Annotated in this window: 17 protein-coding genes; 8 read left to right on the forward strand and 9 right to left on the reverse strand. The window is 38.8% G+C overall.

Annotation, left to right across the window (positions count from 1 at the left end; all coding sequences use genetic code 11):
* Positions 1 to 452: 452 nt before the first annotated feature.
* Positions 453 to 10,403: a RemA C-terminal-like gliding motility protein gene (locus BUC16_RS10715; protein WP_073370496.1), complete on the forward strand. Its 9,951-nt coding sequence runs from the start codon at positions 453 to 455 to the stop codon at positions 10,401 to 10,403.
* A gap of 132 nt (positions 10,404 to 10,535) precedes the next feature.
* Here BUC16_RS10715 and hisS read toward each other — a convergent pair whose 3' ends face one another.
* Complete coding sequence (gene hisS / locus BUC16_RS10720) at positions 10,536 to 12,134, reverse strand: histidine--tRNA ligase (RefSeq protein ID WP_141226137.1); 1,599 nt, start codon at positions 12,132 to 12,134, stop codon at positions 10,536 to 10,538.
* A 176-nt stretch (positions 12,135 to 12,310) separates the two neighbouring features.
* Between hisS and BUC16_RS10730 the strand changes: the two genes are divergently transcribed.
* Complete coding sequence (locus BUC16_RS10730; RefSeq protein WP_073370498.1) at positions 12,311 to 13,552, forward strand: ABC transporter permease; 1,242 nt, start codon at positions 12,311 to 12,313, stop codon at positions 13,550 to 13,552.
* Positions 13,553 to 13,601: 49 nt separating this feature from the next.
* Here BUC16_RS10730 and prmC read toward each other — a convergent pair whose 3' ends face one another.
* Complete coding sequence (gene prmC, locus BUC16_RS10735) at positions 13,602 to 14,462, reverse strand: peptide chain release factor N(5)-glutamine methyltransferase (protein ID WP_073370499.1); 861 nt, start codon at positions 14,460 to 14,462, stop codon at positions 13,602 to 13,604.
* 3 nt (positions 14,463 to 14,465) lie between these two features.
* Entirely contained in the window at positions 14,466 to 14,954 is a 489-nt protein-coding gene (locus BUC16_RS10740; RefSeq protein WP_073370501.1) for a GNAT family N-acetyltransferase, read from the reverse strand.
* A gap of 107 nt (positions 14,955 to 15,061) precedes the next feature.
* Here BUC16_RS10740 and ribD point away from each other — a divergent pair, with 107 nt between their 5' ends.
* The 3 genes from ribD to BUC16_RS10755 are packed head-to-tail and all read left to right on the forward strand — an operon-like array spanning position 15,062 to position 17,318.
* Positions 15,062 to 16,105, forward strand: coding sequence for a bifunctional diaminohydroxyphosphoribosylaminopyrimidine deaminase/5-amino-6-(5-phosphoribosylamino)uracil reductase RibD (ribD, locus tag BUC16_RS10745; protein WP_073370502.1), 1,044 nt, complete (start codon positions 15,062 to 15,064; stop codon positions 16,103 to 16,105).
* A complete protein-coding gene (locus BUC16_RS10750) occupies positions 16,098 to 16,706 on the forward strand; it encodes an HAD family hydrolase (RefSeq protein WP_073370504.1) in 609 nt (202 codons plus the stop codon). Before ribD ends, BUC16_RS10750 begins: the two co-directional genes overlap by 8 nt.
* A 3-nt stretch (positions 16,707 to 16,709) precedes the next feature.
* Positions 16,710 to 17,318, forward strand: coding sequence for an IMPACT family protein (locus BUC16_RS10755; protein WP_073370505.1), 609 nt, complete (start codon positions 16,710 to 16,712; stop codon positions 17,316 to 17,318).
* Positions 17,319 to 17,372: 54 nt separating this feature from the next.
* On the opposite strand, the gene BUC16_RS10760 is transcribed toward BUC16_RS10755, so the two are convergent.
* The gene (locus BUC16_RS10760) at positions 17,373 to 17,777 is read right to left on the reverse strand and encodes an acyl-CoA thioesterase (RefSeq protein ID WP_073370507.1); all 405 of its coding nucleotides are present in this window, start codon (positions 17,775 to 17,777) and stop codon (positions 17,373 to 17,375) included.
* Between the two features lie 176 nt (positions 17,778 to 17,953).
* Here BUC16_RS10760 and dnaA point away from each other — a divergent pair, with 176 nt between their 5' ends.
* Genes dnaA through BUC16_RS10775 form a run of 3 tightly spaced genes read left to right on the forward strand, consistent with a single transcriptional unit; the run spans position 17,954 to position 20,632 of the window.
* Complete coding sequence (dnaA, locus tag BUC16_RS10765) at positions 17,954 to 19,381, forward strand: chromosomal replication initiator protein DnaA (protein ID WP_073370509.1); 1,428 nt, start codon at positions 17,954 to 17,956, stop codon at positions 19,379 to 19,381.
* A 7-nt stretch (positions 19,382 to 19,388) separates the two neighbouring features.
* Positions 19,389 to 19,856 (forward strand): low molecular weight protein-tyrosine-phosphatase, encoded by a 468-nt coding sequence (locus BUC16_RS10770; protein WP_073370511.1) that lies wholly within the window; start codon positions 19,389 to 19,391, stop codon positions 19,854 to 19,856.
* 50 nt (positions 19,857 to 19,906) lie between these two features.
* A complete protein-coding gene (locus tag BUC16_RS10775; protein ID WP_073370513.1) occupies positions 19,907 to 20,632 on the forward strand; it encodes an SAM-dependent methyltransferase in 726 nt (241 codons plus the stop codon).
* Between the two features lie 77 nt (positions 20,633 to 20,709).
* Here BUC16_RS10775 and BUC16_RS10780 read toward each other — a convergent pair whose 3' ends face one another.
* From BUC16_RS10780 to BUC16_RS10800, 5 genes are all read right to left on the reverse strand, one after another.
* Entirely contained in the window at positions 20,710 to 21,840 is a 1,131-nt protein-coding gene (locus BUC16_RS10780) for a BamA/TamA family outer membrane protein (RefSeq protein ID WP_084546175.1), read from the reverse strand.
* 289 nt (positions 21,841 to 22,129) lie between these two features.
* On the reverse strand, positions 22,130 to 22,768 hold the full coding sequence (locus BUC16_RS10785; protein WP_073370769.1) for a peptidoglycan-binding protein LysM: 639 nt from the start codon (positions 22,766 to 22,768) through the stop codon (positions 22,130 to 22,132).
* A 99-nt stretch (positions 22,769 to 22,867) separates the two neighbouring features.
* Positions 22,868 to 23,743 carry a DUF2279 domain-containing protein gene (locus BUC16_RS10790; RefSeq protein WP_244534358.1) on the reverse strand — a complete coding sequence of 292 codons (876 nt, stop codon included), beginning with the start codon at positions 23,741 to 23,743 and terminating at the stop codon, positions 22,868 to 22,870.
* Positions 23,744 to 23,784: 41 nt separating this feature from the next.
* Entirely contained in the window at positions 23,785 to 24,825 is a 1,041-nt protein-coding gene (gene mltG / locus BUC16_RS10795; RefSeq protein WP_073370518.1) for an endolytic transglycosylase MltG, read from the reverse strand.
* Positions 24,826 to 24,836: 11 nt separating this feature from the next.
* Positions 24,837 to 25,370 (reverse strand): GNAT family N-acetyltransferase, encoded by a 534-nt coding sequence (locus BUC16_RS10800; RefSeq protein WP_073370519.1) that lies wholly within the window; start codon positions 25,368 to 25,370, stop codon positions 24,837 to 24,839.
* Positions 25,371 to 25,375 lie beyond the last annotated feature (5 nt).

Raw genomic sequence — 25,375 nt, forward strand, 5'->3', positions numbered from 1 at the left:
ATCAAATCATTAAAAATCAACAACTTATGTTTTATTTTATTTATTTATAAAACAGGATTAAATGATTTCTAAAATAAAAATTTAACAGTATAAATACCTAAAACCAATAAATAAATATCTATTTTAACATTTTTACAAAATAAAACACATTGATTTAAAGTGTTTTACAAATTTAAATCAAAAAGCAAACAAGAGAAAAATACAAATCCTATTTTACCCAAAAAAGCTTCTTTTTGGGGTAAAAAACAATCAAAAAACTGGATTTAAACAAAAATTAAAAAAATATTATATCAAAAAAAGTATTTTATCGATTAAACAAATCCGTTAATCGGAATAACAATTTAATTTGTTAATATATTTTCTTAAATACCTAATTTTGAAATAAGTATACATTAAAAAATACCACAAAAAAATCTAAACAGTAGATTTTTTAATTTTAAAATGTAAACACTATGAAGAAAAACTACTTTTTTATATTTATATTATTTTTCAGTTATTCTTTTGGTTATAGTCAAAATATTGGCGATTTCCAATCAAAGAACATAGGAGCATCAATCTGGAACAACACTTCATCTTGGGAAACTTGGGATGGAAGTTTGTGGACTTCCACCTCTTCCTATCCAGGTCAAAACCCAGGAACTTACACCGTAACTATTTCAAACAATACTACAATTACAATTCCTTCTGATTTATCAACAACTTCAATGGGTGACTTGATTGTAAATGGCACATTGGTTTTGGGCAATGGTACATCCAATCAACATATCACGACATTATCAACAAAATTACTTACCATAAACCCGACAGGAGCCCTAACATTCTCTGGACCTAAAGTGAGGTTAATTTTACCAGCTTCGGATGCCGTTATAATAATTGGCCCTTCTGGAACCATAAATGGTAGTTGCACCAATAATGATGAAATTTTTATAGACACAAACAAATATGCCACTTGTGTTGGTTCAGGATCTAATACCTATTCCTTTGGAGAACTTATTGCAGCTGGCGGATCCGTAAATGCCAAAATAACCAACCCTGCTACTAATTCAGTTGTTCCTGGTTGTACCCTAATCAATTTAACTGGAGGATATGATGGCACAGAAAACAATGTGACCTACCAATGGAAAGTTAGAGACCCTAATGGATCAACAACAACCATAAATTCAGGAAGCTTGATTGATGCAACAGTATCTACATCAACTTCATTTACCCCTAGTTTATCAGGGGAACATTTAGTTTCATTGGAAGTTACAACTTCATCATTGGCAACTAATGTAGAAACAAGAATTTTCAATGTTGTTGATACTACCAATCCAACAATAACGGCTCCTGCAAACATTGCCACAACCACCAACACGGCTTGCACCACAACTGGAGTCGCTCTTGGAACACCAACAACTAATGACAATTGTTCCGTGGCAAGCGTGACAAACAATGCTCCTGCCGCCTTCCCTTTGGGAAACACAACCGTGACTTGGACGGTAACCGATGCTGCCGGAAATTCCGCAACGGCAAATCAAACCGTGACCGTAACCGACAACATCAATCCGACAATTACCGCTCCTGCAAACATTGCCTCGACCACCAACACGGCTTGCACCGCAACTGGAGTGGCTCTCGGAACACCAACAACTGGAGATAATTGTTCCGTGGCAAACGTAACCAACAATGCTCCTGCCGCCTTCCCATTGGGAAACACAACCGTGACTTGGACAGTAACCGATGCTGCCGGAAATTCCGAAACGGCAAATCAAACCGTGACCGTAACCGACAACATCAATCCAACAATTACCGCTCCGGCAACTGTAAACACAACCACCAACACGGCTTGCACCGCAACTGGAGTCGCTCTTGGAACGCCAACAACTAATGACAATTGTTCCGTGGCAAACGTAACCAACAATGCTCCTGCCGACTTCCCATTGGGAAACACAACCGTGACTTGGACGGTAACCGATGCTGCCGGAAATTCCACAACGGCAAATCAAACCGTGACCATAACCGACAACATCAATCCAACAATTACCGCTCCAGCAACTGTAAACACAATTACCAACACGGCTTGCACCGCAACTGGAGTCGCTCTTGGAACACCAACAACTGGAGATAATTGTTCCGTGGCAAACGTAACCAACAATGCTCCTTCCGCCTTCCCATTAGGAAACACAACCGTGACTTGGACGGTAACCGATGCTGCCGGAAATTTCACAACGGCAAACCAAACAGTAACCGTAACCGACAATATCAATCCAACAATTACCGCTCCGACAACTGTAAACACAACTACCAACACGGCTTGCACCGCAACTGGAGTAGCTATTGGAACACCAATCACCGCCGACAATTGTTCCGTGGCAAACGTAACCAACAATGCTCCTGCCGCCTTCCCTTTAGGAAACACAACCGTGACTTGGACAGTAACCGATGCTGCCGGAAATTTCACAACGGCAAACCAAACCGTAACCGTGACCGACAATATTCTACCGACAATTACCGCTCCGGCAACTGTAAATACAACCACCAACACGGCTTGCACCGCAACTGGAGTCGCTCTTGGAACACCAACAACTGGAGATAATTGTTCCGTGGCAAGCGTAACCAACAATGCTCCTGCCACCTTCCCTTTAGGAAACACAACCGTGACCTGGACGGTAACCGATGCTGCCGGAAATTCCGCAACGGCAAACCAAACCGTGACCGTAACCGACAATATTCTACCGACAATTACCGCTCCGGCAAACATTTCCTCGACCACCAACACGGCTTGCACCGCAACTGGAGTAGCTCTTGGAACACCAACAACTAATGACAATTGTTCCGTGGCAAACGTAACCAACAATGCTCCTTCCGCCTTCCCTTTAGGAAACACAACCGTGACTTGGACAGTAACCGATGCTGCCGGAAATTCCACAACGGCAAATCAAACCGTGACCATAACCGACAACATCAATCCAACAATCACTGCACCTTCAGCCACTACAGGCACAACCAATGTCGGATGCACCTCAACCAACGTGGTTTTGGGCACACCAATCACTGCAGATAATTGTTCCGTGGCAAGCGTAACAAACAATGCTCCTACCGCCTTCCCATTAGGAAACACAGCCGTGACTTGGACAGTAACCGATGCTGCCGGAAATACCGCAACGACAAACCAAACCGTGACCGTGACCGACAATATTCTTCCAACAATCACTGCTCCATCAGCCACTACAGGCACAACCAATGTCGGATGTACCTCAACAAATGTGGTTTTGGGAACACCAACAACTAATGACAATTGTTCCGTGGCAAGCGTAACAAACAATGCTCCTACCGCCTTCCCATTAGGAAACACAGCCGTGACTTGGACAGTAACCGATGCAGCAGGAAATACAGCAACGGCAAACCAAACCGTGACCGTGACCGACAATATTGTTCCAACAATAACCGCTCCATCAGCCACTACAGGCACAACCAATGTCGGATGTACCTCAACAAATGTGGTTTTGGGAACGCCAACAACTAATGACAATTGTTCCGTAGCTTCGGTAACGAATAATGCTCCTGCTGCCTTTCCATTAGGAATCACAACCGTGACTTGGACAGTGACCGATGGATCTGGAAGAACAGCCACGGCAAACCAAACCGTGACCGTTACAGACAATATTAATCCGACAATAACAGCACCCGCAGCTGTAAACGCAACCACCAACACGGCTTGCACTGCAACCGGAGTCACTCTCGGAACTCCAACCACCGCCGATAATTGTTCCGTGGCAAGCGTGACAAACAATGCCCCCGCAGCCTTCCCATTAGGAATCACAACCGTGACTTGGACGGTAACCGATGCTGCCGGAAATTTCACAACGGCAAACCAAACCGTAACCGTGACCGACAATATTCTACCGACAATTACCGCTCCGGCAACTGTAAACACAACTACCAACACGGCTTGCACCGCAACTGGAGTCGCTCTTGGAACACCAACAACTGGAGATAATTGTTCCGTGGCAAGCGTAACCAACAATGCTCCTGCCGCCTTCCCATTAGGAAACACAACCGTGACCTGGACAATAATCGATGGATCTGGAAGAACTGCCACTGCAACCCAAACCGTGATCGTAACCGACAACATCAATCCAACAATTACTGCACCTTCAGCCACTACAGGCACAACCAATATTGGATGCACCTCAACCAACGTGGTTTTAGGCACACCAATCACTGCGGATAATTGTTCCGTGACTTCGGTAACCAATAATGCTCCTGTTGCCTTTCCATTAGGAAACACAACCGTGACCTGGACAGTGACCGATGGATCTGGAAGAACTGCCACAGCCACTCAAACCGTAACCGTAACCGATAATGTAAATCCCACAATAAGTTGTCCAGCAAATATTTCTCAAAATGTTGGGACGGGAACTTGTACAGCAAGCATAACTACAACAAATCCAACAACGGCAGACAATTGTTCCATAACAAAATTGACTTGGGCTTTGACTGGAGCTACTGTTGCCAGTTCAGCAGCCACAGGCATTAACAATATTGGCACAAGAGCATTCAACTTGGGAATCACAACCGCTACTTATACTATAACAGATGCCGCAAACAACACCGCAACTTGTTCTTTCACAATAACGGTTACAGACAATATCAATCCAACAATTACTTGTCCGGCAAATATTTCTCAAAATGTTGGGGTGGGAACTTGTACAGCAAGCATAACTACAACAAATCCGACCACTGCAGACAATTGTTCTGTAACAAAATTGACTTGGGCTTTGACTGGAGCTACAGTTGCCAATTCTGCAGCCACAGGAATCAATAATTTAGGAACACAGGTATTCAACTTAGGAGCTACTACTATTACATACACAGTATCTGATGCGGCAAACAACAGTATTAGTTGTTCATACACTGTAACTATAACTGACAATATCAATCCAACAATCACTGCTCCTTCAGCCACAACAGGCACAACCAATACTGGATGCACCTCAACTAACGTGGTTTTGGGAACGCCAACAACTAATGACAATTGTTCAGTAACAAGTGTAACAAACAATGCTCCTGCCGCCTTCCCATTAGGAATCACAACCGTGACTTGGACAGTGACCGATGGATCTGGAAGAACAGCCACGGCAAACCAAACCGTGACCGTTACAGACAATATTAATCCGACAATAACAGCACCCGCAGCTGTAAACGCAACCACCAACACGGCTTGCACTGCAACCGGAGTCACTCTCGGAACTCCAACCACCGCCGATAATTGTTCCGTGGCAAGCGTAACAAACAACCATCCATCGACAACCTATCCGTTGGGAAGCACGATAGTAATTTGGACAGTGACTGATGGATCCGGAAGAACCGCAACGGCAAACCAAACCGTAAACGTAACCGACAATATCAATCCAACAATTACTTGTCCAACAAATATAACTGCAAATACAAGTGCTTCTTGTACTGCCAGTGTGGTTACACCAACTCCAACCACGGCCGACAACTGTTCCGTAACAAAATTGACCTGGACATTAACCGGTGCAACTATTGCCAGTTCAGCGACAACTGGAATAAACAATTTAGGAACCAAAGTATTTAATTTAGGAATCACTACCGCAACATACCGAGTAGAAGATGCAGCCGGCAACTTTACCACTTGTTCATTTACGGTTACGGTTATCGACAATATAGCACCAACAGTAACCTTGTCAAATGTAACAGCACAATGTTCTATTACATTAACCGCCCCAACAGCCTCAGACAACTGTGCCGGAACAGTTACCGGAACAACAAATGATGCAATAACCTATTATACTGAAGGAACATATGTTGTCACTTGGGTTTTCAATGATGGCAATGGCAATGTTACCACAAGAACCCAAAATGTAACCATTGATGACACAATTGCGCCAGTAGCAAATCTGGCAAGTTTGCCAACATTAAATATTTCAGGTTGCCAAATAGATACTTTAACACCTCCAACGGCAACTGATAATTGCCGAGGAACAATCACTGGCACAACAACTCAATTGCCAATTACGACCCAAGGAAATACAGCTGTTACTTGGACTTATAATGATAGTAACGGAAACATAACAACACAAACACAAAATATAGTACTGACTGCACCTCCAATTTCTGGAGGTAATTTGGCAGGATTTATTTCTACCATAGTTCCTTCAATGACTCCAAGTGACAACATTGCCATCACTTCTTGCCCTGATGAAGAAAACCCAATAAGAATAAATTTATCGAATCAAATAGGCTCAATTGTCCGTTGGGAAAAATTTGAAGCTGGAGATACAGCATGGAGTATTATTGCCAATACCAATAATTTTTATGATATCGTCTTTAATTTCAGCAACACTAAATCTACTTTGTTCAGGGTGCTAATTCAGGTAGGAAACTGTACGAGATATTCCAATATTGTAAATGTACACGCCATTCCTCCAGATGTTCCTCCTATATTAGACCAAAATAGTTTCAATATATGTCTAAACAACAGCGTTACTTTAGTGGCACGTAGTGGATATACTTCTACTGTTGATGTTGGAGATGGAGGAGATTTCAACAGTGGACAATTTCCAGACAAATGGGATCCTACCCAATGGAAAATAGACGGAGAAGTCGCAGGTGCTCAATGGACCGCAGCAGGAAACAACACCAAATTCAATAATTGGTCTGGAACCAACAATCATCCCGTTGGAACATTGTACAAAATCGAATACAATTCCAATGATTTGAAATTTGGAATAGCCCATGGTAATTTCAATAGTGCAGCTTACATTGCTGATTTTGGAGTAGGCCCAACAACTTTGGAAACACCAATTTTTAGCCTTGTAGGATTAAAAACTGCCGCAGTTCAATTTGACCAAGCCTATAACCTTCACGCTGGTGATTATGCCAAGCTGGAATTGTCGTTAGACGGTGGATTAACCTATACCGTGGTATTACAAAATTTAATGGGAACTAGTCCTCAGGCTAAATCTTGGGCTCCCGTTCCCTATCCATACCAAGCACCAAAATCCAATAATTCCACCACCACTTATTTTAATTTTCAAAACGACAACTCCTCTTTTGACATCTCTGAATATATTGGAAACACCAACGTCAGGGTCAAGTGGACCTTTTTTGGAACAACCGATGAAAGTACTTGGGCAATTGACAACATCACCATTCCGGTTAGACCTTATACCGATATCATAGAATGGACTGATGGCCTTGGAACACCCGGAGAGTACATCATAAGAGATCAATTGGCAGCTGCATACACTTTTACTCCTTCTGCACCCGGTGTTCACCAATATGGTGCAACATCCTTGATTAATGGATGCAGGGCCTATGATCCAGATGGAACAGCAATTGCAACTGTAAAAGTTAATTATGCCTACGCTGGCCAAGCAATTGCATATACCAATGCTGAATGTGGAGAAAGAACAGTTCAGCTCAATGCATACGACAACACAAAATCAGCGGACTTGAACAAGGCCAACGGTGCTTACCCATTGGCCCTAAATACTTTTAGCGATGATCCAGGCACGGGCGAAACAGGAAAATGGTCTGTTTTTTCAACAACAAATACCTGTGGAACCTATAGTTTTTCGGAGATATCCAGTCCAACCTCTACATTTTCAGGAGATGCAGGAGTTTATATTTTGAGATGGAAACTAGACGTTTCGGGTTGTTATAGTGATGTTCAAGTAACATTGACTAACTGTAATGTTGTCGATTTTGACGGCACCAATGATTATGTAACTTTTAAAAACAATTACGGCTTGGTTACTGATTTTAGTATCGAAGTTTGGGTAAAACCAAATCCACAACCTGCAAACCCATTAAGCAACATACAAACAATCCTTTCCAAACGAAATGCAAATAATCTTATCAATGGTTACGATTTGAGACTAACCGGTACCACATTGTCTTTTAATTGGAATAGTGGCAGCCAAATAGTTTCTCCCTTCCCATTGACAACCAGTAGATGGTACCACGTTGCCGTTACCCGAAATAGCGGAATTTATAGATTATATGTGGACGGAATTGAAGTAGTAAATGCTGCTGGTTCTGCACCTATAGTTAACACTTCTGACTGTATCGCTGGTGCCATGGATCAAACAGGTAGCGCTCCAAACAGACCCGTAAATTATTTTTCAGGTTGGTTGGATGAATTACGAATCTGGAATACAGGCTTGACTCCTGACCATATCCGTCAAATGATGAACCAACAAATTATCAATAACAGTACTGCCGTCAGAGGAGAAATAATACCCCTTGACGTTAAAGGTCCTGATGCCAATAAAGATGGAATTGATGACCAACCTCTACTTTGGGCCAATTTATTAGGCTATTATCGCATGAACCAAATAGCTTGTGGTTATCTTAACCCTTTTGGAGGAAAAGGAGTTGATGGCAAATTAAGAAACATCACTAGTTCACAAGAAGAAACCGCTCCTTTGCCTTATACCTCAATTAGGGATGGTAATTGGACAGATAGAGGCACTGGAACAACTCCATGGAAATATGGCGATTCTGTCTGGGATTATCCAAACAGCATTGGTTACAATGGGACTCCGATAGACTGGAATATTGTACAAACAGCTCACAACATCAATTCAGGAAACAAAGACATTACCGTTTTAGGCTTAATTTCAACTGCGGGGAAATTAACCATTGCAGACCCTGTTGCTACCGCTCCTATCGAAAACAATGATGGTCAAAGTCTATGGATTACCCATTATCTAAAATTGAACGGGACAATTGATCTAGTGGGAGAATCACAATTGTTGCAAAAAAGATATTTACCAACCCAATTCATCGAAAGCACTTTGGATGTAACCAGTTCAGGATACATTGAACGTGACCAACAAGGGAAAAAAAATAGTTTCAATTATAATTATTGGTCCTCGCCTGTAAGCAACATTCAAGGAATAATCAACAATACGACCTACTCGCCAGCAAGTGTTTTGAGAGACGGAACAATTTCTTCGACACCCAAAAATATAACTTTTGGAGATGGAGCCTTTTTTGCCGATGGAACTTTGTCAAATCCTATCCTGACAAGCAACCGTTGGATATGGTCCTACAATTCTAAAACACTTGAATCGAATACCGAATGGCAAGATTATTACCAATGGAACTATATTGGAAACACTGGTCTTTTAAAAACGGGGGAAGGTTTTACCATGAAAGGAACTGGTGGAATTGCGGCAATTGATGCATTGCAAAACTATGTTTTTGTCGGAAAACCCAATAACGGAGATATTGCGCTACCATTGCCTTATGACCAAACCTATTTAGTAGGAAACCCATATCCATCCGCCCTCGATGCCGATGAATTTATTTTGGATAATTTGGCCGGCAGAGCTGGCGTCAATGTTTTCAATGGTGCCCTTTATTTCTGGGATCATTTCGGACTATCCAACAATCATAACCTTGCTGAATATGAAGGTGCTTATGCCACTTACACCTTAATTGGAGGAGTAAAAGGCATCGCAACCTCTACTTTAACATCTACTGGAACTGGTTCAAAAGTACCGCAGCGATACATTCCTGTGGGACAAGGATTTTTTGTGGATGCTTACTTGGATCCTGCCCTGTCAGGAACCCAAACAACAGTTAGTGGAGGAACCCTGAATTTCAAAAACAGCCAACGCGTATTTATGCGAGAAAGCACTCCAACATCAGTTTTTATGAAAACAAGGGCAAGTACCAAAACAACAAACGCCACAAAACCAAAAATTAGATTGGGCTTCGACTCCTCTGTTGAAGCGCATCGACAACTATTGGTTGGTGTCGATACTAACACAACCGATCTCTTTGACTTAGGCTACGATGCTCCTATGTTTGACACCAATGAAAATGACATGTTCTGGAAAATCAACGACAGTCAATTCGTGATTCAAGGGGTACCTGATTTCAATACTAGCCGAATAATTCCTTTAGGCTTGGTCGTTGCAAATGAAGGCGAGGTAACCATAAAAATTGACGAAACAGAAAACGTTCCTTCCAGCACCCAAATTTATTTACACGATGCCGAAAAAGGAATTTATCACGACCTTAAAAACAACTCTTTTAAAACAGCTCTTGCAACAGGAAACTACGACAATCGTTTCTCGTTGACATTTGAAAGTTTAGCGGCTACAACCACGCTCGACGTTGCTGAAAACGATTCAAATGATGGAATTATAGTCTTGTTCTCCAACAATTACAAAATTTTGATCATCAAGAACAACATTCCTGACTCAACGGTAAACGCAGTTTCTCTTTACAATATGCTAGGCCAGTTCATTTCAGATTTTGATGTTAAAGACAAGGAACAAACCAATATCCAGATTCCAATAAAAAACTTGCCATCTGGAATATATATCGTAAAAACAAAAACTTCAAAAGGCGAAAGCAGCAAAAAAATAATCGTGAATTAACTTGATTAATACTGAAATCTTAAAACTCATTTTTGTAAAATTAATTAACTATTTTTAGCAGATTACCATATTTTACAAACAAGAAACGTCCCGAGAAATCGAGACGTTTTTTCGTTTATATAAAATTGAAGCTTACAACAAAGCCTTTTTCAAACCATCAAAATCAAGTAAAACCTGTTCGCCGGAAACTAAATTCTTCAAAGCAAATTTCCCTTCATTCATTTCAGATTCACCAACGATAACAGCATAAGGAATTCCGCGTTTGTCTGCATGTTGAAACTGTTTTCCCACCTTTACATTATCAGGATACAATTCTACTTTTACTCCAAAACTTCTCAATTGAGTGATGGCTTTCATCGAATAAAAAGCTTCTTTTTCTCCATAATTGATAAACAAGGCTTTTGATGTAGAAGTCACTGTTTCTGGGAATAAATTCAATTCTTCGATAACCAGATAAATTCGGTCTAGACCAAAAGAAATCCCTACTCCGCTCATATCTTTCAAACCGAAAATTCCAGTCAAATCATCATATCTTCCGCCACCTCCGATAGAACCCATCGAAACGGTTTTTGGTGCAGCAACTTCAAAAATAGCTCCTGTATAGTAATTCAATCCGCGAGCCAAAGTCACATCTAAATCTAAAACTGCTTTATTCAAACCAAGGTTGGTCACGTTGTCACAAATAAATCGCAACTCTTCAACCCCTTTCAATCCTTCTTCAGATTCCGCCAATAAAGCAGAAAGTTTTTCTATTTTTTCCGAAATGGTTCCAGTGAAACTGAATAAAGGCTGTACTTTTTCTATTGCTGATTCTGCAATGCCTTTTTCAATCATTTCCTTTTTCACACCATCCTCGCCTATTTTATCAAGCTTGTCCAAAGCCACCGTAAAATCGATTAATTTATCTTTGGCGCCAATAACTTCGGCAATTCCCGAAAGGATTTTGCGGTTGTTGATTTTAATGGTCACGCCTTCCAAGCCCAATTGTGTAAAAACCGAATCGTACAATTGCACCAATTCTACTTCTTGCCACAAGGATTTCGAACCCACCACATCGGCATCGCATTGGAAAAACTCCCTGAAACGCCCCTTTTGAGGACGATCGGCACGCCAAACGGGTTGTATCTGGTATCTTTTGAATGGAAACTCAATTTCGCTTTGGTGTTGTACCACGTATCTTGCAAAAGGAACGGTCAAATCATAACGCAACGCTTTTTCGGAAATAATAGGAGTTAATTTTGAAGATATCTTTTCTGTTAAATGAACATTTAAGAACTTATTTAATTGATTTTCTAAAGCATCTAAATCGGATTCTTCTTGATCTCCTTCTAAATAAAATACTATTGCCTCTCTTATATTGTTATTTTCAGAAAGAAAATCTTGAATATCTTTAGGAAAACTAGCCGAAATCTTGTTTTTTCCTACCTCTTTAGTTTTATCATAAAGATTTTGAAAATAATTTTTAAGTTTTTTTTCTTCATCTTTAAATGTAACTAAAACATTTTCATTGAAATATTTACCCGAATTCAAAATCTTGAAAATTAATCGATCGCCTTCTTCCCCGTATTTTCCCATCAGGGTTTCGGAGTTTTCGAACGAAGGAGTTTCTATCGGTTGGAAACCAAATTTTTCGAAATTGCTTTTTATGGTTGCGATGATATATTGACGTTTTGCCACCTCGGCAGGTGAAAAATCTCTTGTCCCTTTTGGAATGCTTGGTTTTGATGCCATTTTTTATTTACAATATTTGATTTATGATTTACGAAATTATTTATGTTTTTGGCAAAATCCCAAATCGTAAATCGCAAATCGTAAATTGGGTACAAATATCTTGTTTTTAAAATAAATATCCCATCTTCTAAAGTAAACTTGTAACAAAAATTGTAATTTCGTGTCAAATAGGCACTATGTTTAAACTATTTCGAGAAAACGTCCGAATTGCTACAGGTTCCATCAGAACCCAATTGTTGCGCACCATTCTTACCGTGTTGATTATTGCCATAGGAATTACCGCCTTGGTAGGAATCCTAACTGTAGTTTCAGCTTTGGAAAACACATTGTCCTCTGATTTTGCTTCGATGGGAGCCAATACGTTCAATATTAATCAATACGAAAATAACTCTCGAAGACGTGGCGGCGGAGAAAGAGAAATCATAAATCCCATTATTTCTTATCCTGAAGTAGTAGCTTTCAAAAACAAATACAAATATCCTTTTACCGAAACTTCGGTTTCTTTTACGGCCACTTCAACAGCTGAAATCAAATACGAATCCCAGAAAACCGACCCAGAAAACACGATAGTTGGTGTTGACGAATATTTTATGACCAACTCGGGTTTAGAAACCAGTTCAGGGAGGAATTTCACTGGTTTTGACATCCAAAACAACACATATAATTGCATTGTAGGTTCCGATTTTCAAAAAGGATTGTTGAAGGACGTAAACCCGATAGACAAAATAATTTCGATTCGTGGCGCCAAGTTTAAAGTTATTGGAGTGTTGAAAGAAAAAGGCTCCACCTTTGGCAACAGCCAGGATTTAAGGGTATTAATCCCCGTTCAAGTGGCGCGTTCCCTGTTTACCGCACCCAATATAAATTACACGATAAGCGTAATGGTCGCCCAGAAAGAAATGCTGGATCAAGCCATTGACGACGCCAACAACACGATGCGCAGAGTTCGCAAATTGAATCCCGTACAAGACAATAATTTTTCCGTCGTGAGAAGCGACGATTTGATCAACAGAATTCTCAGTATTACCCAATATTTGGGAATTGCTTCATGGATCATCGGCATCATCACGGTTCTCGGATCGTCTATCGCCTTGATGAACATCATGATTGTTTCGGTTACGGAACGCACCCGAGAAATTGGCGTTAGAAAAGCATTGGGAGCCAAAAAAAGAACCATTGCTTTCCAATTTTTCATAGAAACGTTGCTTATTGGTCAACTCGGTGGTTTGGCAGGAATTATTTTCGGAATTTCGATTGGTTATGCCTTGGCAACAGCAATGGATTTCTCTTTTGTAATTCCTTGGGGTGCAATCATGTCGGCTTTTATTACCAGTTTTGTCGTGGCCTTAGTTTCTGGTTTGTATCCAGCCGTCAAGGCCGCAAAACTAGACCCAATTGAAGCATTGCGATACGAGTAGATTTACAATGTTCGATATTTGATATACGATAAATCAAATATCGTATATCTCAAATCACACCTTTCATCATCCTGTCATTACCGTAAATATCTTTACGTAATTCAATGTTTTTGAAATCCATTTTTTCAAGCAACTCCATCATTTCTTTACCAAGATATTGATTGATTTCGAAGAATAATTGTCCATTTGGAGACAAGTTTTTTTGGGCCAATTCGGCAATTTTTCTATAAAAAACAAGTGCATCATTATCTTCGACAAATAGTGCCAAATGCGGTTCGTTGTCCAAAACATTTTTCTTGATTTCCTGTTTTTCCAATTCTCGAACATAAGGGGGATTCGAAACAATGATGTCGAATTGCTGTCCCAAATCTTCGGTTTCAAGAATGTTTTTTTCAATAAAAGTAACATTCACTGCATTGATTTTGGCGTTTTTTTGGGCTGTGGCCAATGCTTTTTCGGAAACATCAATCGCAAAAACTTGGGCGTTAAGGATATTTTTTGCCAAAGCAATGGCGATGCAGCCACTTCCTGTTCCAATATCCAGAATTTTAACCTTCTTGTCATTGCGAGGAACGAAGTAATCTCCAATAATCCATTCGACCAATTCCTCCGTTTCCGGTCTTGGAATCAACACGTTTTCATTGACTTCAAATTCCAAACCATAAAAACTGGTTTTCCCCAACAAGTATTGGATAGGTATTTCTTGTTTTAATTCCTCCAAAATAGAATTCCAAACTTGAATTTCTTCATTGGAAAAAGTCAAATCAGAATTCAAGGCCAAATCAATTCTCTTCAATTGTTTTTTCTCTTCCAAAATCAAATAGAAAAAACTCTCCGCTTCGCCAGCATCGTAAATTGCCGAAAGTTCTTGAATGAATTGGATTCTGTAATCTTTTATTTTCGTACTCATAAGTTAAATTAATTCCTTCAACATCCACACCGGGCAAGAAACGTGACCCGTACTTCCCATTGGCGAACAAATGTAGTCAAAACCCACTTTCTTGTAGAGCTTCTGGGCATCGTGCATAAAAGGCATCGTTTCGAGATAACATTTTTCGAAACCGAAATCCTTGGCTGCCTGTAAACATTTTTCCATCATTAGGCTTCCAATTCCCAAACCACGAGCTTCTGGCAAGAAATACATTTTTTGCAATTCACAGATGGTTTCTGCTTCTTTTTCCAATGGTGCCATTCCTGCTCCACCAATAATTTTACCATTGTTTTCAACCACATAATAAACCGATTTCGGCTTATTGTATTCCTCAAACATTAAATCCAAATACGGATCGGCATAAGCAGTACCCACTTTTGGGATATTCAATTCGTCAAAAACGGTTCGTATTAATTGGGCAACCGCTTGATTGTCTTTCTTTTCTATTTTTCTGATACTCCAATTTTCCATTTTTTTGAAATGCTGGTTTTAATGATACAAAAATAGTTATTGTTTATTGCATTAATCCAAAGATTCAAAACTAAATCCTAAACTCAAAAATTACTACTTTTGTATTTGTGAAAACCAATGAAAAATACATCCGCCGTTGCATTGAATTAGCCCAAAATGGCTTGGGAACAACTTACCCCAATCCAATGGTGGGGAGCGTTATTGTACATGACGGCAAAATCATAGGCGAAGGCTGGCACAAAAAATCAGGTGAACCACACGCCGAAGTCAATGCCATAAATTCCGTAAAAGACAAATCGCTGTTGAAAAAATCAACCATTTACGTGAGTTTGGAACCTTGCAGCCATTTCGGAAAAACTCCTCCTTGTTGCAATTTGATTATTGAAAACAACATTCCAAATGTAGTTATTGGAACCGTTGACCCCAACATAAAAGTAGCTGGAAACGGTATCAAAAAATTAATGGAAGCTGGCATAAACGTCACCGTTGGTGTCCTCGAAAACGAATGCAACGAGCTGAACAAACGCTTTTTTACTTTCCACGAAAAGAAAAGACCTTATATCATCTTGAAATGGGCGGAAAGCCAGGATGGTTTTATTGCTCCTTTATCAAAATCAGAACAAAAACCAGTCTGGATCACCAATGAATTTTCACGACAATTAGTGCACAAATGGAGAAGCGAAGAACAAGCCATTTTGGTGGGAACCAATACCGTTATTGACGACAATCCAAAGTTGGACGTAAGGGATTGGACAGGAAAAAATCCTGCCAGAATTGTTTTGGATCAAAATAATCGGATTCCAAAAGACAGCCACATCTTCAACAATCAAGTCAAAACCATTGTTTTTTCGAAATCTAACACCTCAATTAACAAAGAAAATAGTAACTTTGAAGTAATTGATTTTGGACAAAACATAGGCCAACAAATAATTGATGTTTTATATCGACACCAAATCCAATCTATTATCATAGAAGGCGGCAGAGAAACCTTGCAGACTTTTATTGACGGAAACTTTTGGGATGAAGCACGAATATTCATTGGAGACAATTCCTTTGAAAAGGGAACAAAAGCCCCAATTATAGCTTTAAAAAATAGTACAAAATATGCTGTTGGAAACGACACACTCATAATATCTAGAAACCATGATTAATACCATCATTTTTGATTTTGGAGACATTTTTATCAATTTAGATAAACAAGCCACTATTGACGCCCTGAAAAAATTAGGATTAAAGGAATGGAATGAGGAATTGGATCGATTAAACATACAATTTGAAAAAGGTCAAATCTCAAGAGAAGATTTCCTTTTGGGCTTTCAAAGACAAATACCAAATGCTTCCATTGACCAAATTTTGGAGGCTTGGAATGCCATTCTTCTGGATTTCCCTTTGCAACGATTGGAATTTCTGCAAAAACTTTCAAAAAAATACCGCCTGTTTTTATTAAGCAACACCGATTCCATCCATATAGATACTTTCGAAAAAGAAAACGGCATTTCTTTTTACAGTGATTTTTACCAATGTTTTGAAAAAGTCTATTTTTCCTTTGAAATGGGAATGAGAAAACCCGATGCCGAAATTTACAATTACCTGATAGACAACCACGAATTATCAGCAAAACACACTTTATTCGTTGACGACAAAAAAGAAAATACCGATGCCGCACTCCTGTTGGGGCTTCACGTCTGGAATTTGCAAGTGGGCCAGGAAGACGTCGTGAATTTATTTTCAAGAAAAGAACTGCCTCTTTGATAAATGGCAATGAAAGACACCTACAAAACTATTGCTTCCCCTTCACCTGAAATTTTATTTAAAGAAAAGAGCAGCAAATTCTTTGGCTATGCTTTTCCCATTGAGTCTGAAGAGCAAGTAAAACCCATTATCGACAGTTTGCGCAAAGAACATCCTCACGCCGTTCATTATTGTTATGCGTATCAAATAGGTGCCGAAAAAATAGTGTACAGGGCAAATGATGATGGGGAACCAAGCAACAGTGCCGGAGCCCCAATTTATGGTCAAATCCAGTCATTTGGAATTACCAACATATTGATTGTTGTTGTCCGGATTTTTGGAGGCATCAAATTGGGCGTTGGTGGATTGATTGCTGCTTATAAAACTGCAGCACAAATGACTCTCGAAACATCCGAAATCATCGAAAAAACAATCGACATTCATTATCTGTTATCATTCGATTACAAGAACATCAATAAAGTGATGCGCGTGGTGAAGGATAAAAATGTGGAAATAGTGAACCAAAAAATGGAAATGAGTTGCGAAATCGAAATCGTGACCCGAAAAAAAAATGCCGAAATGATATTCGACATCTTTAATTCCATGTTTGAAATAGAAATAAAACCGGTCTGAAATAATCTCAAAAAAGACAGTTATTTTTCATTATTTCGCAACGAATAGACAACTCTATTCCATTCTATTCAAAAGCTCTAAAAGATATAAAGGAGGAGCAATAGGTCTTCCTGTTTTCATGTCCATAAAAACCAAAACCGAGTTGCCAGTTGTTAATAACTCTTCCTTCTCGTTATAGAGTTCGTAGTCAAATTCAATCCTGACGGACGTCTGTTTTTTCAAGATCGTTTTTAAAGTCAAAAGTTCGTCGTACCGAGCTGATTTTTTGTAATTCATGGTCAAGGAAACCACAGGAAGCATAATGCCGCTTTCTTCCATCCATCTATACGAAATCCCTTTGTTTCTAAGCCATTCAACCCTTCCCACTTCAAAATACTGGGCATAATTTCCGTGATAAACGACCCTCATTTGGTCTGTTTCTGAATAACGAACACGTATTTGAACTTGATGACAATTCATTATTTATTTATTAAAAATTTTAGCCTCATACAATATTTTTTTATAAAATTTACATGCGAAATATTTTTTTTTAGGGATTTTTATTCACATATTTGTTACCCTGAAAAGAAGGTAAAAAACCACCACCTTTTTCATCAAATAATCGATTACCCAAATAAAATAATTTAACCAAATATATGAACAAAACTGCTCAATCAGTATGGGAAAACTGCCTGTCTTTCATAAAAGACAACATTCAAGATCAAGCCTACAAAACTTGGTTTGAACCAATCAAATCAGTTGAACTTACCGATAACGCACTTTATATTCAAGTTCCAAGTAAATTTTTCTACGAATGGCTGGAAGAACACTACGTTAAATTATTGAAAGTAGCATTAACCAAAGAACTCGGTAAAAATGCAAAGTTACTCTATAAAATCAAAATGGAAAACACTTATGGCAATAAACAACCGTTTACGGAACAATTGCCTAGTGCCAATCGCGCACCCATGAAACCGCAAGACGTGGATGCACCATACAAAAACCTTAATCCAGAACTGAGAAATCCGTTCGTGATTCCTGGAATTCGAAATTTAAAAATCGAATCACAGTTGAATCCAAATTACAGTTTCGACAATTTTTTGGAAGGAGATTCCAACAGACTGGCTCGTTCAGCAGGTATGGCCGTGGCCAATAAACCTGGCGGAACTTCCTTTAATCCGTTATTAATTTTTGGCGGTGTTGGTTTAGGAAAAACACATTTGGCACACGCCATTGGTGTTGAAATCAAAGACAAATATCCCGAAAAAACGGTTTTATATATTTCGGCAGAAATTTTCACGCAACAATATATTGATTCGGTCAAGAAGAACAACAGGAATGATTTCATTCATTTCTACCAACTGATTGACGTTTTAATTATTGACGACGTTCAATTTTTGTCCGGAAAATCAGGAACTCAGGACGTGTTTTTCCACATATTCAACTATTTGCACCAAAACGGAAAACAGGTAATTTTGACTTCAGACAAAGCTCCTGTAGATATGCAAGACATTGAACAACGTTTATTGTCTCGTTTCAAATGGGGTCTTTCGGCGGAACTACACCAACCTGATTACGAAACCAGAATTTCTATCTTGAAAAATATTTTATATCGGGACGGAGTTGAAATTCCTGAAGAAATCATAGAATATGTTGCCCGGAATATCAAATCGAACGTAAGAGAATTGGAAGGCGCCATCATTTCCCTGATCGCACAATCCTCTTTCAATAAAAAAGAAGTAACGCTTGAACTAGCCAAAAGCGTTGTCGAAAAATTCGTCAAGAATGTAAAAAGAGAAATTTCCATCGATTACATTCAAAAAATTGTCTCCGATTATTTTCAACTGGATGTAGAAACACTTCAATCCAAAACCAGAAAAAGACATATTGTTCAAGCCCGTCAATTAGCCATGTTTTTCGCAAAGAAATTCACGAAAGCTTCTTTGGCAAACATCGGTTCTCAAATAGGCGATCGCGATCACGCCACCGTATTGCATGCGTGCAAAACCGTTGATAATTTAGTTGCCACCGACAAACAATTCAAAAAATTTGTCGAAGATATCAATAAAAAATTAACGTTATAAGCGCATTATGCCCGTAAAGATTTTGATGGTTTGTCTAGGCAATATTTGCCGTTCTCCATTAGCCGAAGGAATATTGGCATCCAAACTCCCAAAAGATAAATTCAAGGTAGACTCTGCAGGAACAGGTTCTTGGCATGTTGGCCGCCAGCCTGACGAGCGTTCGATTATTACTGCCAAAAAAAACAACATAGACATCTCATCTCAAAAAGGGCGACAATTTGCAATTCGCGATTTTGATACTTTCGACTACATTTATGTCATGGACAATTCCAATTACAATGATGTCGTATTTCTTGCCAAAACACCAGAACATAGAAACAAAGTACAGCTCATTTTGAACGAATTATTTCCAGGCGAAAATGTAGATGTTCCCGATCCTTACTATGGCTTAGCCAACGGATTCGACAAGGTTTATAAAATGCTCGATCAAGCTTGCGATGTAATTGCCCATAAGCTAATCGAAAAACACGCTTAATTACTTATTTTAATCTTAATTGATCATTAAGATTCATAAAATCAAGACCAATGAAACCAAACCTTTCTTTAGGAAAACTCTATTTGATTCCAACCACTTTAGGAGAAGAAGGCGACCCCAACGATGTTTTGCCCCAAACCATAAAAAGAAGCATTGATTTCATTGACGATTACATTGTGGAAAACGAAAAAACGGCTCGTAAATTCATAAAAAACATTCAACCGCAAAAAGTTCAAGCTACATTAAGATTGAGTTCCCTGAACAAACACACCGAAGTTTCAGAACACTCCAAAATGCTGCAACCTTGCTTAGAAGGAAAAAATGTGGGTTTGATGAGCGAAGCCGGTTGCCCTGGAGTTGCCGACCCTGGAGCCGTGATTGTAAAATTGGCTCACGAAAAAGGAATTCAAGTGGTGCCACTTGTTGGCCCATCTTCTATTTTATTGGCGATTATGGCGTCTGGAATGAATGGCCAAAGTTTCGCGTTCAATGGTTACATTCCCATTGATAAAGCCGAAAAAAAAACAGCCTTGAAAAATTTGGAAAAATTGTCGCAAGACAAAAATCAATCCCAAATATTTATTGAAACTCCATATAGAAACAACAAAATGCTGGAGGACATCATTCAAGCCTTAAATCCATCGACTTATATTTGTGTTGCAACTGATATCACCTTGCCAACAGAATTCATCAAAACGATGAGAGCGGCAGATTGGAAAAAAGTAAAAGTTGATTTACACAATCGCCCCACTATTTTCATCATCCACAAAATGTAAGACCAACAGAATTCTTATCACAAAGGCTCTCCAAAATTGATTTTGAGAGCCTTTTTTTTTATGTAAACACGACATAATTAACGATTCCAACTTGTGCCAAAAACAATGTAATACGCCCATTCTTCTGGGCCACGAGCCACATCGATTCCCATTCGCAATTTAAGTTTTCTTGCGATTAAATACCTTGCCCCCATTCCTCCAGAAGCTTTCCAAGAAGAATCCTCAAACTCGCTTTGCTTTGAAAAAGCGTTGGCAACACCTCCAAAAGCGACCAAACTATATCGACTGGTAAAATCCCATCTCCACTCAGTTTCTGCGAGAGCTATCACATCTCCTTGATAACGCATCACGGGTATTCCCCTCATATTGATGTAAGGCAACATATAAAATGGCGCATCTCCAAAAATCTGCTGGTATTCGAGCCTGAATGAAGAAGTAATATTCTTTGATACAGGAATATATCCAAATCCAGCTGTATTAATCAAAACATAATTATAATCACTGCCTAAAAAATCTTCAGAAGCACCAACCAAACTATTCAGCCAAAAACCTTTATTGGGTGTAAAAACATTGTCCCGCTTATCATAATCCACCAGTAAACCCAATCGGCTTATGACACTATTTACTTCTTTTGGAGTATTGAAATCAACGTTTGTATTTTTGAGCTCTGTTTTCAGGAAAAGGTAATCCAATCCTGCGTACCATGAACTTCTATTGATTTGCTTGACAAGATGAGCACTAAAAGGTATCGTTTTCATATTGAACTCGAAAGAACGTTCGCCAAGGTTTGGAAAATTTCTGTAAAAATCAAGATTAACATTGGCTAATCCACCAACCACGCGATAATTTGCCCTCCACTTTTTTATAGCTCCCATCGTAAAGCCTCCAACAAGCCAAGTGCCGTTGGCCGTATAACCTCCAGCTCCTCCATAAATATGCGGCTTTACACGAGTTTTTACCAGTTTGCCATCAATAGAATCCAAATAAGGAGTGTTGGGTTGAATAAAAGCGGCAGCCACCAATCCACCAATACCGCCAAGGGCCGGTTCAGTAATCACTACAGGTATCGGTATAAATCCTTTGGCCGTAATTACCCAATCACTCAAATCCAACTTATTATCCAGAGAGTCTTTAAAAGAAACTTTCTGCTGTGCTTGCACTAAAAAAGTGCCTAAGCCAAAACAAACAACGAAATAAAATGATTTCATTTTTGATATTTTGATAGCAAGAATTTTAACTGATAATTTCATTTGAAATCATGCACAATGAAACGACATAATGCTTTAAAGTGCAGATTCAAAAAGAATTACAGCCATTCACCCTATAGTTAATATCGATAAATTTACAGAAATAATTTGTATTGCATTAAAATTTTGAGAGAATTCTTAAAAAACAAAAACCTTTTGATTTGGAAAAACATCCAAGTCAAAAGGTTTTGTCTTTAATCAATTATTTTGTTTTTATTTTATAATGCAAAAATAATTTGTTCCAAACAAACTACATCATCACTGTTGCATTACTATCAGCCACGATTCCAGAAGTTTCATAACCCCCAAAATCTCTCATATAAGATCGTATTGAAGTACCGTAAGCATCTTTAAAATAACGGCTTCCTTTATATCTAAAAAACTTTTTCACCGAACCTACTCCACCAAGATGTGCCGCAGCCAATATTCCAGATTCAGTAATTTGAATACCTGCAACAATTTTTCCTTCGTATTTTTCGATAATGTTTTTCAATTCCGATTTATTTTTGGACAGAAGAGCCACAAAAGCTTTTTCCTGCATTCTTGGGCTGTTCAAAAACTGCCTGCTGTCGTGAATTCCAACTGTTTTCAAGGTTTCCTTACCAAACTGGTATTTACCCAAATACCCCAGAGAATTTACTTTTTTGTATTTTCCTTGTGATTCTTTGAAAGCAATGGCTTCTTTGTAACCAATAAAGAATTTTCCCGTATAAGGAACACTTGAATCAGTATAATCGTTTTGTTTTTGGGAGGGAAATAAGTAGTGAGTCGCATCGGAGTCATTCACAAGAAACCATTCGTCGGTATCTAAATCTGAAGGTTTAAAACCCGAGCTTAAAAAGGAAATAATAATAGTCAAACTTGTATAAAAAGACCACTTGTTTATCATAAATTGTTTTTCTTCAAAACGCTGTCCCGTCTTGAAATTTCTGCGGTGCAAATATACAATAAAAAATACAAATCCTGACAATCAGTTAGTTATGGATATTTAAAAATACAAGGCATAAAATTTGAATCCTTGCTGAGGCGAGTATTCAAGGGTCGGTGCGGGGATTTTGACCGTATTTAAAACCGAAAAAATGGTCTTCAAAAAGTGGGATTTTGAGTTTATTTTTGTCAAATCTAAATCCAAACTAAGGTAAAATTGTCTAAATTTTAACGGTTTTGAAAGAAAAATAAGCGGGTTTATGCCCTCATTTTCGCCAATCATTCCTTCGGCTCCATAACCCAAAGCAAGATTCAACCACTTCGGAATTTTTGATTTTTTGGCAAAAGAATGCAAATTAGCCGAAAACCAATACGTCTGTCCGTTGTAATCTTTCAGAATTTGTTCCTGGGTTGTACTTCCCAACAAATCGGGTCTATAATCGGAATATTTTGTTTTGTGATAAGAGAATTTCGGAACAATACGTTGCTCTTTCCAAATCAACTCTTGCGAAACGTACAAAGCCGTTCCTGCAGCATTGGCAACAACATCTCCCATCGATGCTCCCCATTCGGCAGAAAAACCGTCCATAACCTCAACAGCCGTTAGAAATACGAATCCTAAACTGGCGCCATAAATCAATTGATTTTTCTTGTTGACTCCACTCCAATTCAGGGTTTCCGCACCAAATCGTCCAATTTGATACGAAGAATAAAGATGTCCCAATTTGTCCATCTGCATCCACTCGGAATTATCATTTATAAAATGAAAATCGGATTTGGGATAATCGGCATACCAAAGCTGGTTCAGTCCAATCAAAGCTCCGGACGCCAATACTGCTTCAGTAACAAACACAGAGTTCTGTCTTTTCTTGTTTAGGGAATCGGATGGTTTGAAGAAATTATCGAATGAGTTTTGCGCCAAAACACTTTGGAACACTAGAAAAAATAAAAAACAGTATAGCCTTTTATACTCCAAAATTATCTTGCTACTCCCTGACTGTTGATCCAATCTGAATATTTCTTGGCATTCACGTTGTGCTCTGGTAAAGTAGCGGCAAATTCGTGATAGCCAAAACGATCCACACTGGCGCAGAAATAAATAAAGTCGTGTTTTTCTGGATTCAGAACAGCATCCAAAGCGGTGATATCCGGCATTGCAATAGGTCCTGGAGGAAGACCAATCACTTTATAAGTATTGTAAGGCGAATTCAAAAACAAGTCATTATAAAAAACCCTCTTGATTACTTGGTCAAAATCATTGTCTTTCTTTTTTATGGCAAAAATCACGGTTGGATCAGCTTGAAGCGGCATTCCAAGTCTCAATCTGTTTAAATAAACCCCTGCAATTCTTGGTCTTTCGTCTTTTTTAACCGATTCTTTGTGCACTATCGAGGCCAAAATCGTTGCTTCAACTGGTGTTAAACCTTGTTTTTCAGCTTTAGCCATTCGTTCCTTGCTCCAGAAATTATGGTATTCCTTGATCATTTTATCACGGAATTTCTCGGCAGTAATATTCCAATACACTTCATGTGTATTAGGAATAAACATTACGAATACATTCTCGTCGGTAAAACCATTTTCTTTCAGAAAAACAGAATCTTTGAAAATATTCATCAAAGTCAAACTATCTGGCTCTATTTGAGAACTCACTCGCTGGGCAAAGTTCTCCAAACGTTCCTGATTGTTAAAAGCCAGCTTCACGGGAACATTGCTTCGCATCGCTTTCACCAATTCATAACTGTTCATTCCTTTGGTGAATAAAAAACGCCCTGGTTTTACATTTTCTGGATAGCTTCTTTTATTGGCCACCATTTCAAAACGATTCATATTCTCAACAAAAGGTTCCAATATTTTTTTGACATCTTCATAAGTAGAACCTGTTGGCACAAAAACATAAACTTCGTTTTGTGAAAACTTGGTGTTTTTAGAAAAAATTTGATTGGCAAGTATCCCTCCATAAATCAGTAATCCTGATATTAATACGACAGATGCTATTGTGATGTTCTTTTTTAAATTCAAAACTGAAAATTTTAAAGTTGATGATTAATTAATTGAAAAACAGCCTCGTCTTTATACTCTCCATTGACTAAATTCCAATCTTTCTTCGTGCCTATTTTTTGAAATCCAAATTTAGAAAAAAGAGCCATACTCGCAACATTTTCGGTGCCAATATTTGCATATAATTGATGCAGGTTCAAATGATAAAAAGCATATCGAATTAACAACTCCAAAGCTTCGGAACCAATATTCTGCCTTCTGTTTTCTATTCCCTGAATTACGATGCCAATTCCTGCCCTATTATTCTTGGGGTCAAAATCAAACAAATCAATTAATCCAAGTGCCGGAAAATCCTCATCCTGACAAATCGCCAATCTCAGTTGTTTGGCTTCATATATATCCTGATGCGCGTTTTCAAGGTATTGCTTCACCAAAAACCGACTGTAAGGCGTTTGGGTATTGCTTACTTCCCAAATACTTTGGTCATTTTCCATAGCATAAACAAACTCCAAATCATTGGGTTCTAATGCACGGAGGTAGATGTTTTCGCCTTTTAGAGTTATCATTCCGG

Source organism: Flavobacterium fluvii (genome assembly GCF_900129545.1).
In the GTDB taxonomy this organism is placed as follows: domain Bacteria; phylum Bacteroidota; class Bacteroidia; order Flavobacteriales; family Flavobacteriaceae; genus Flavobacterium; species Flavobacterium fluvii.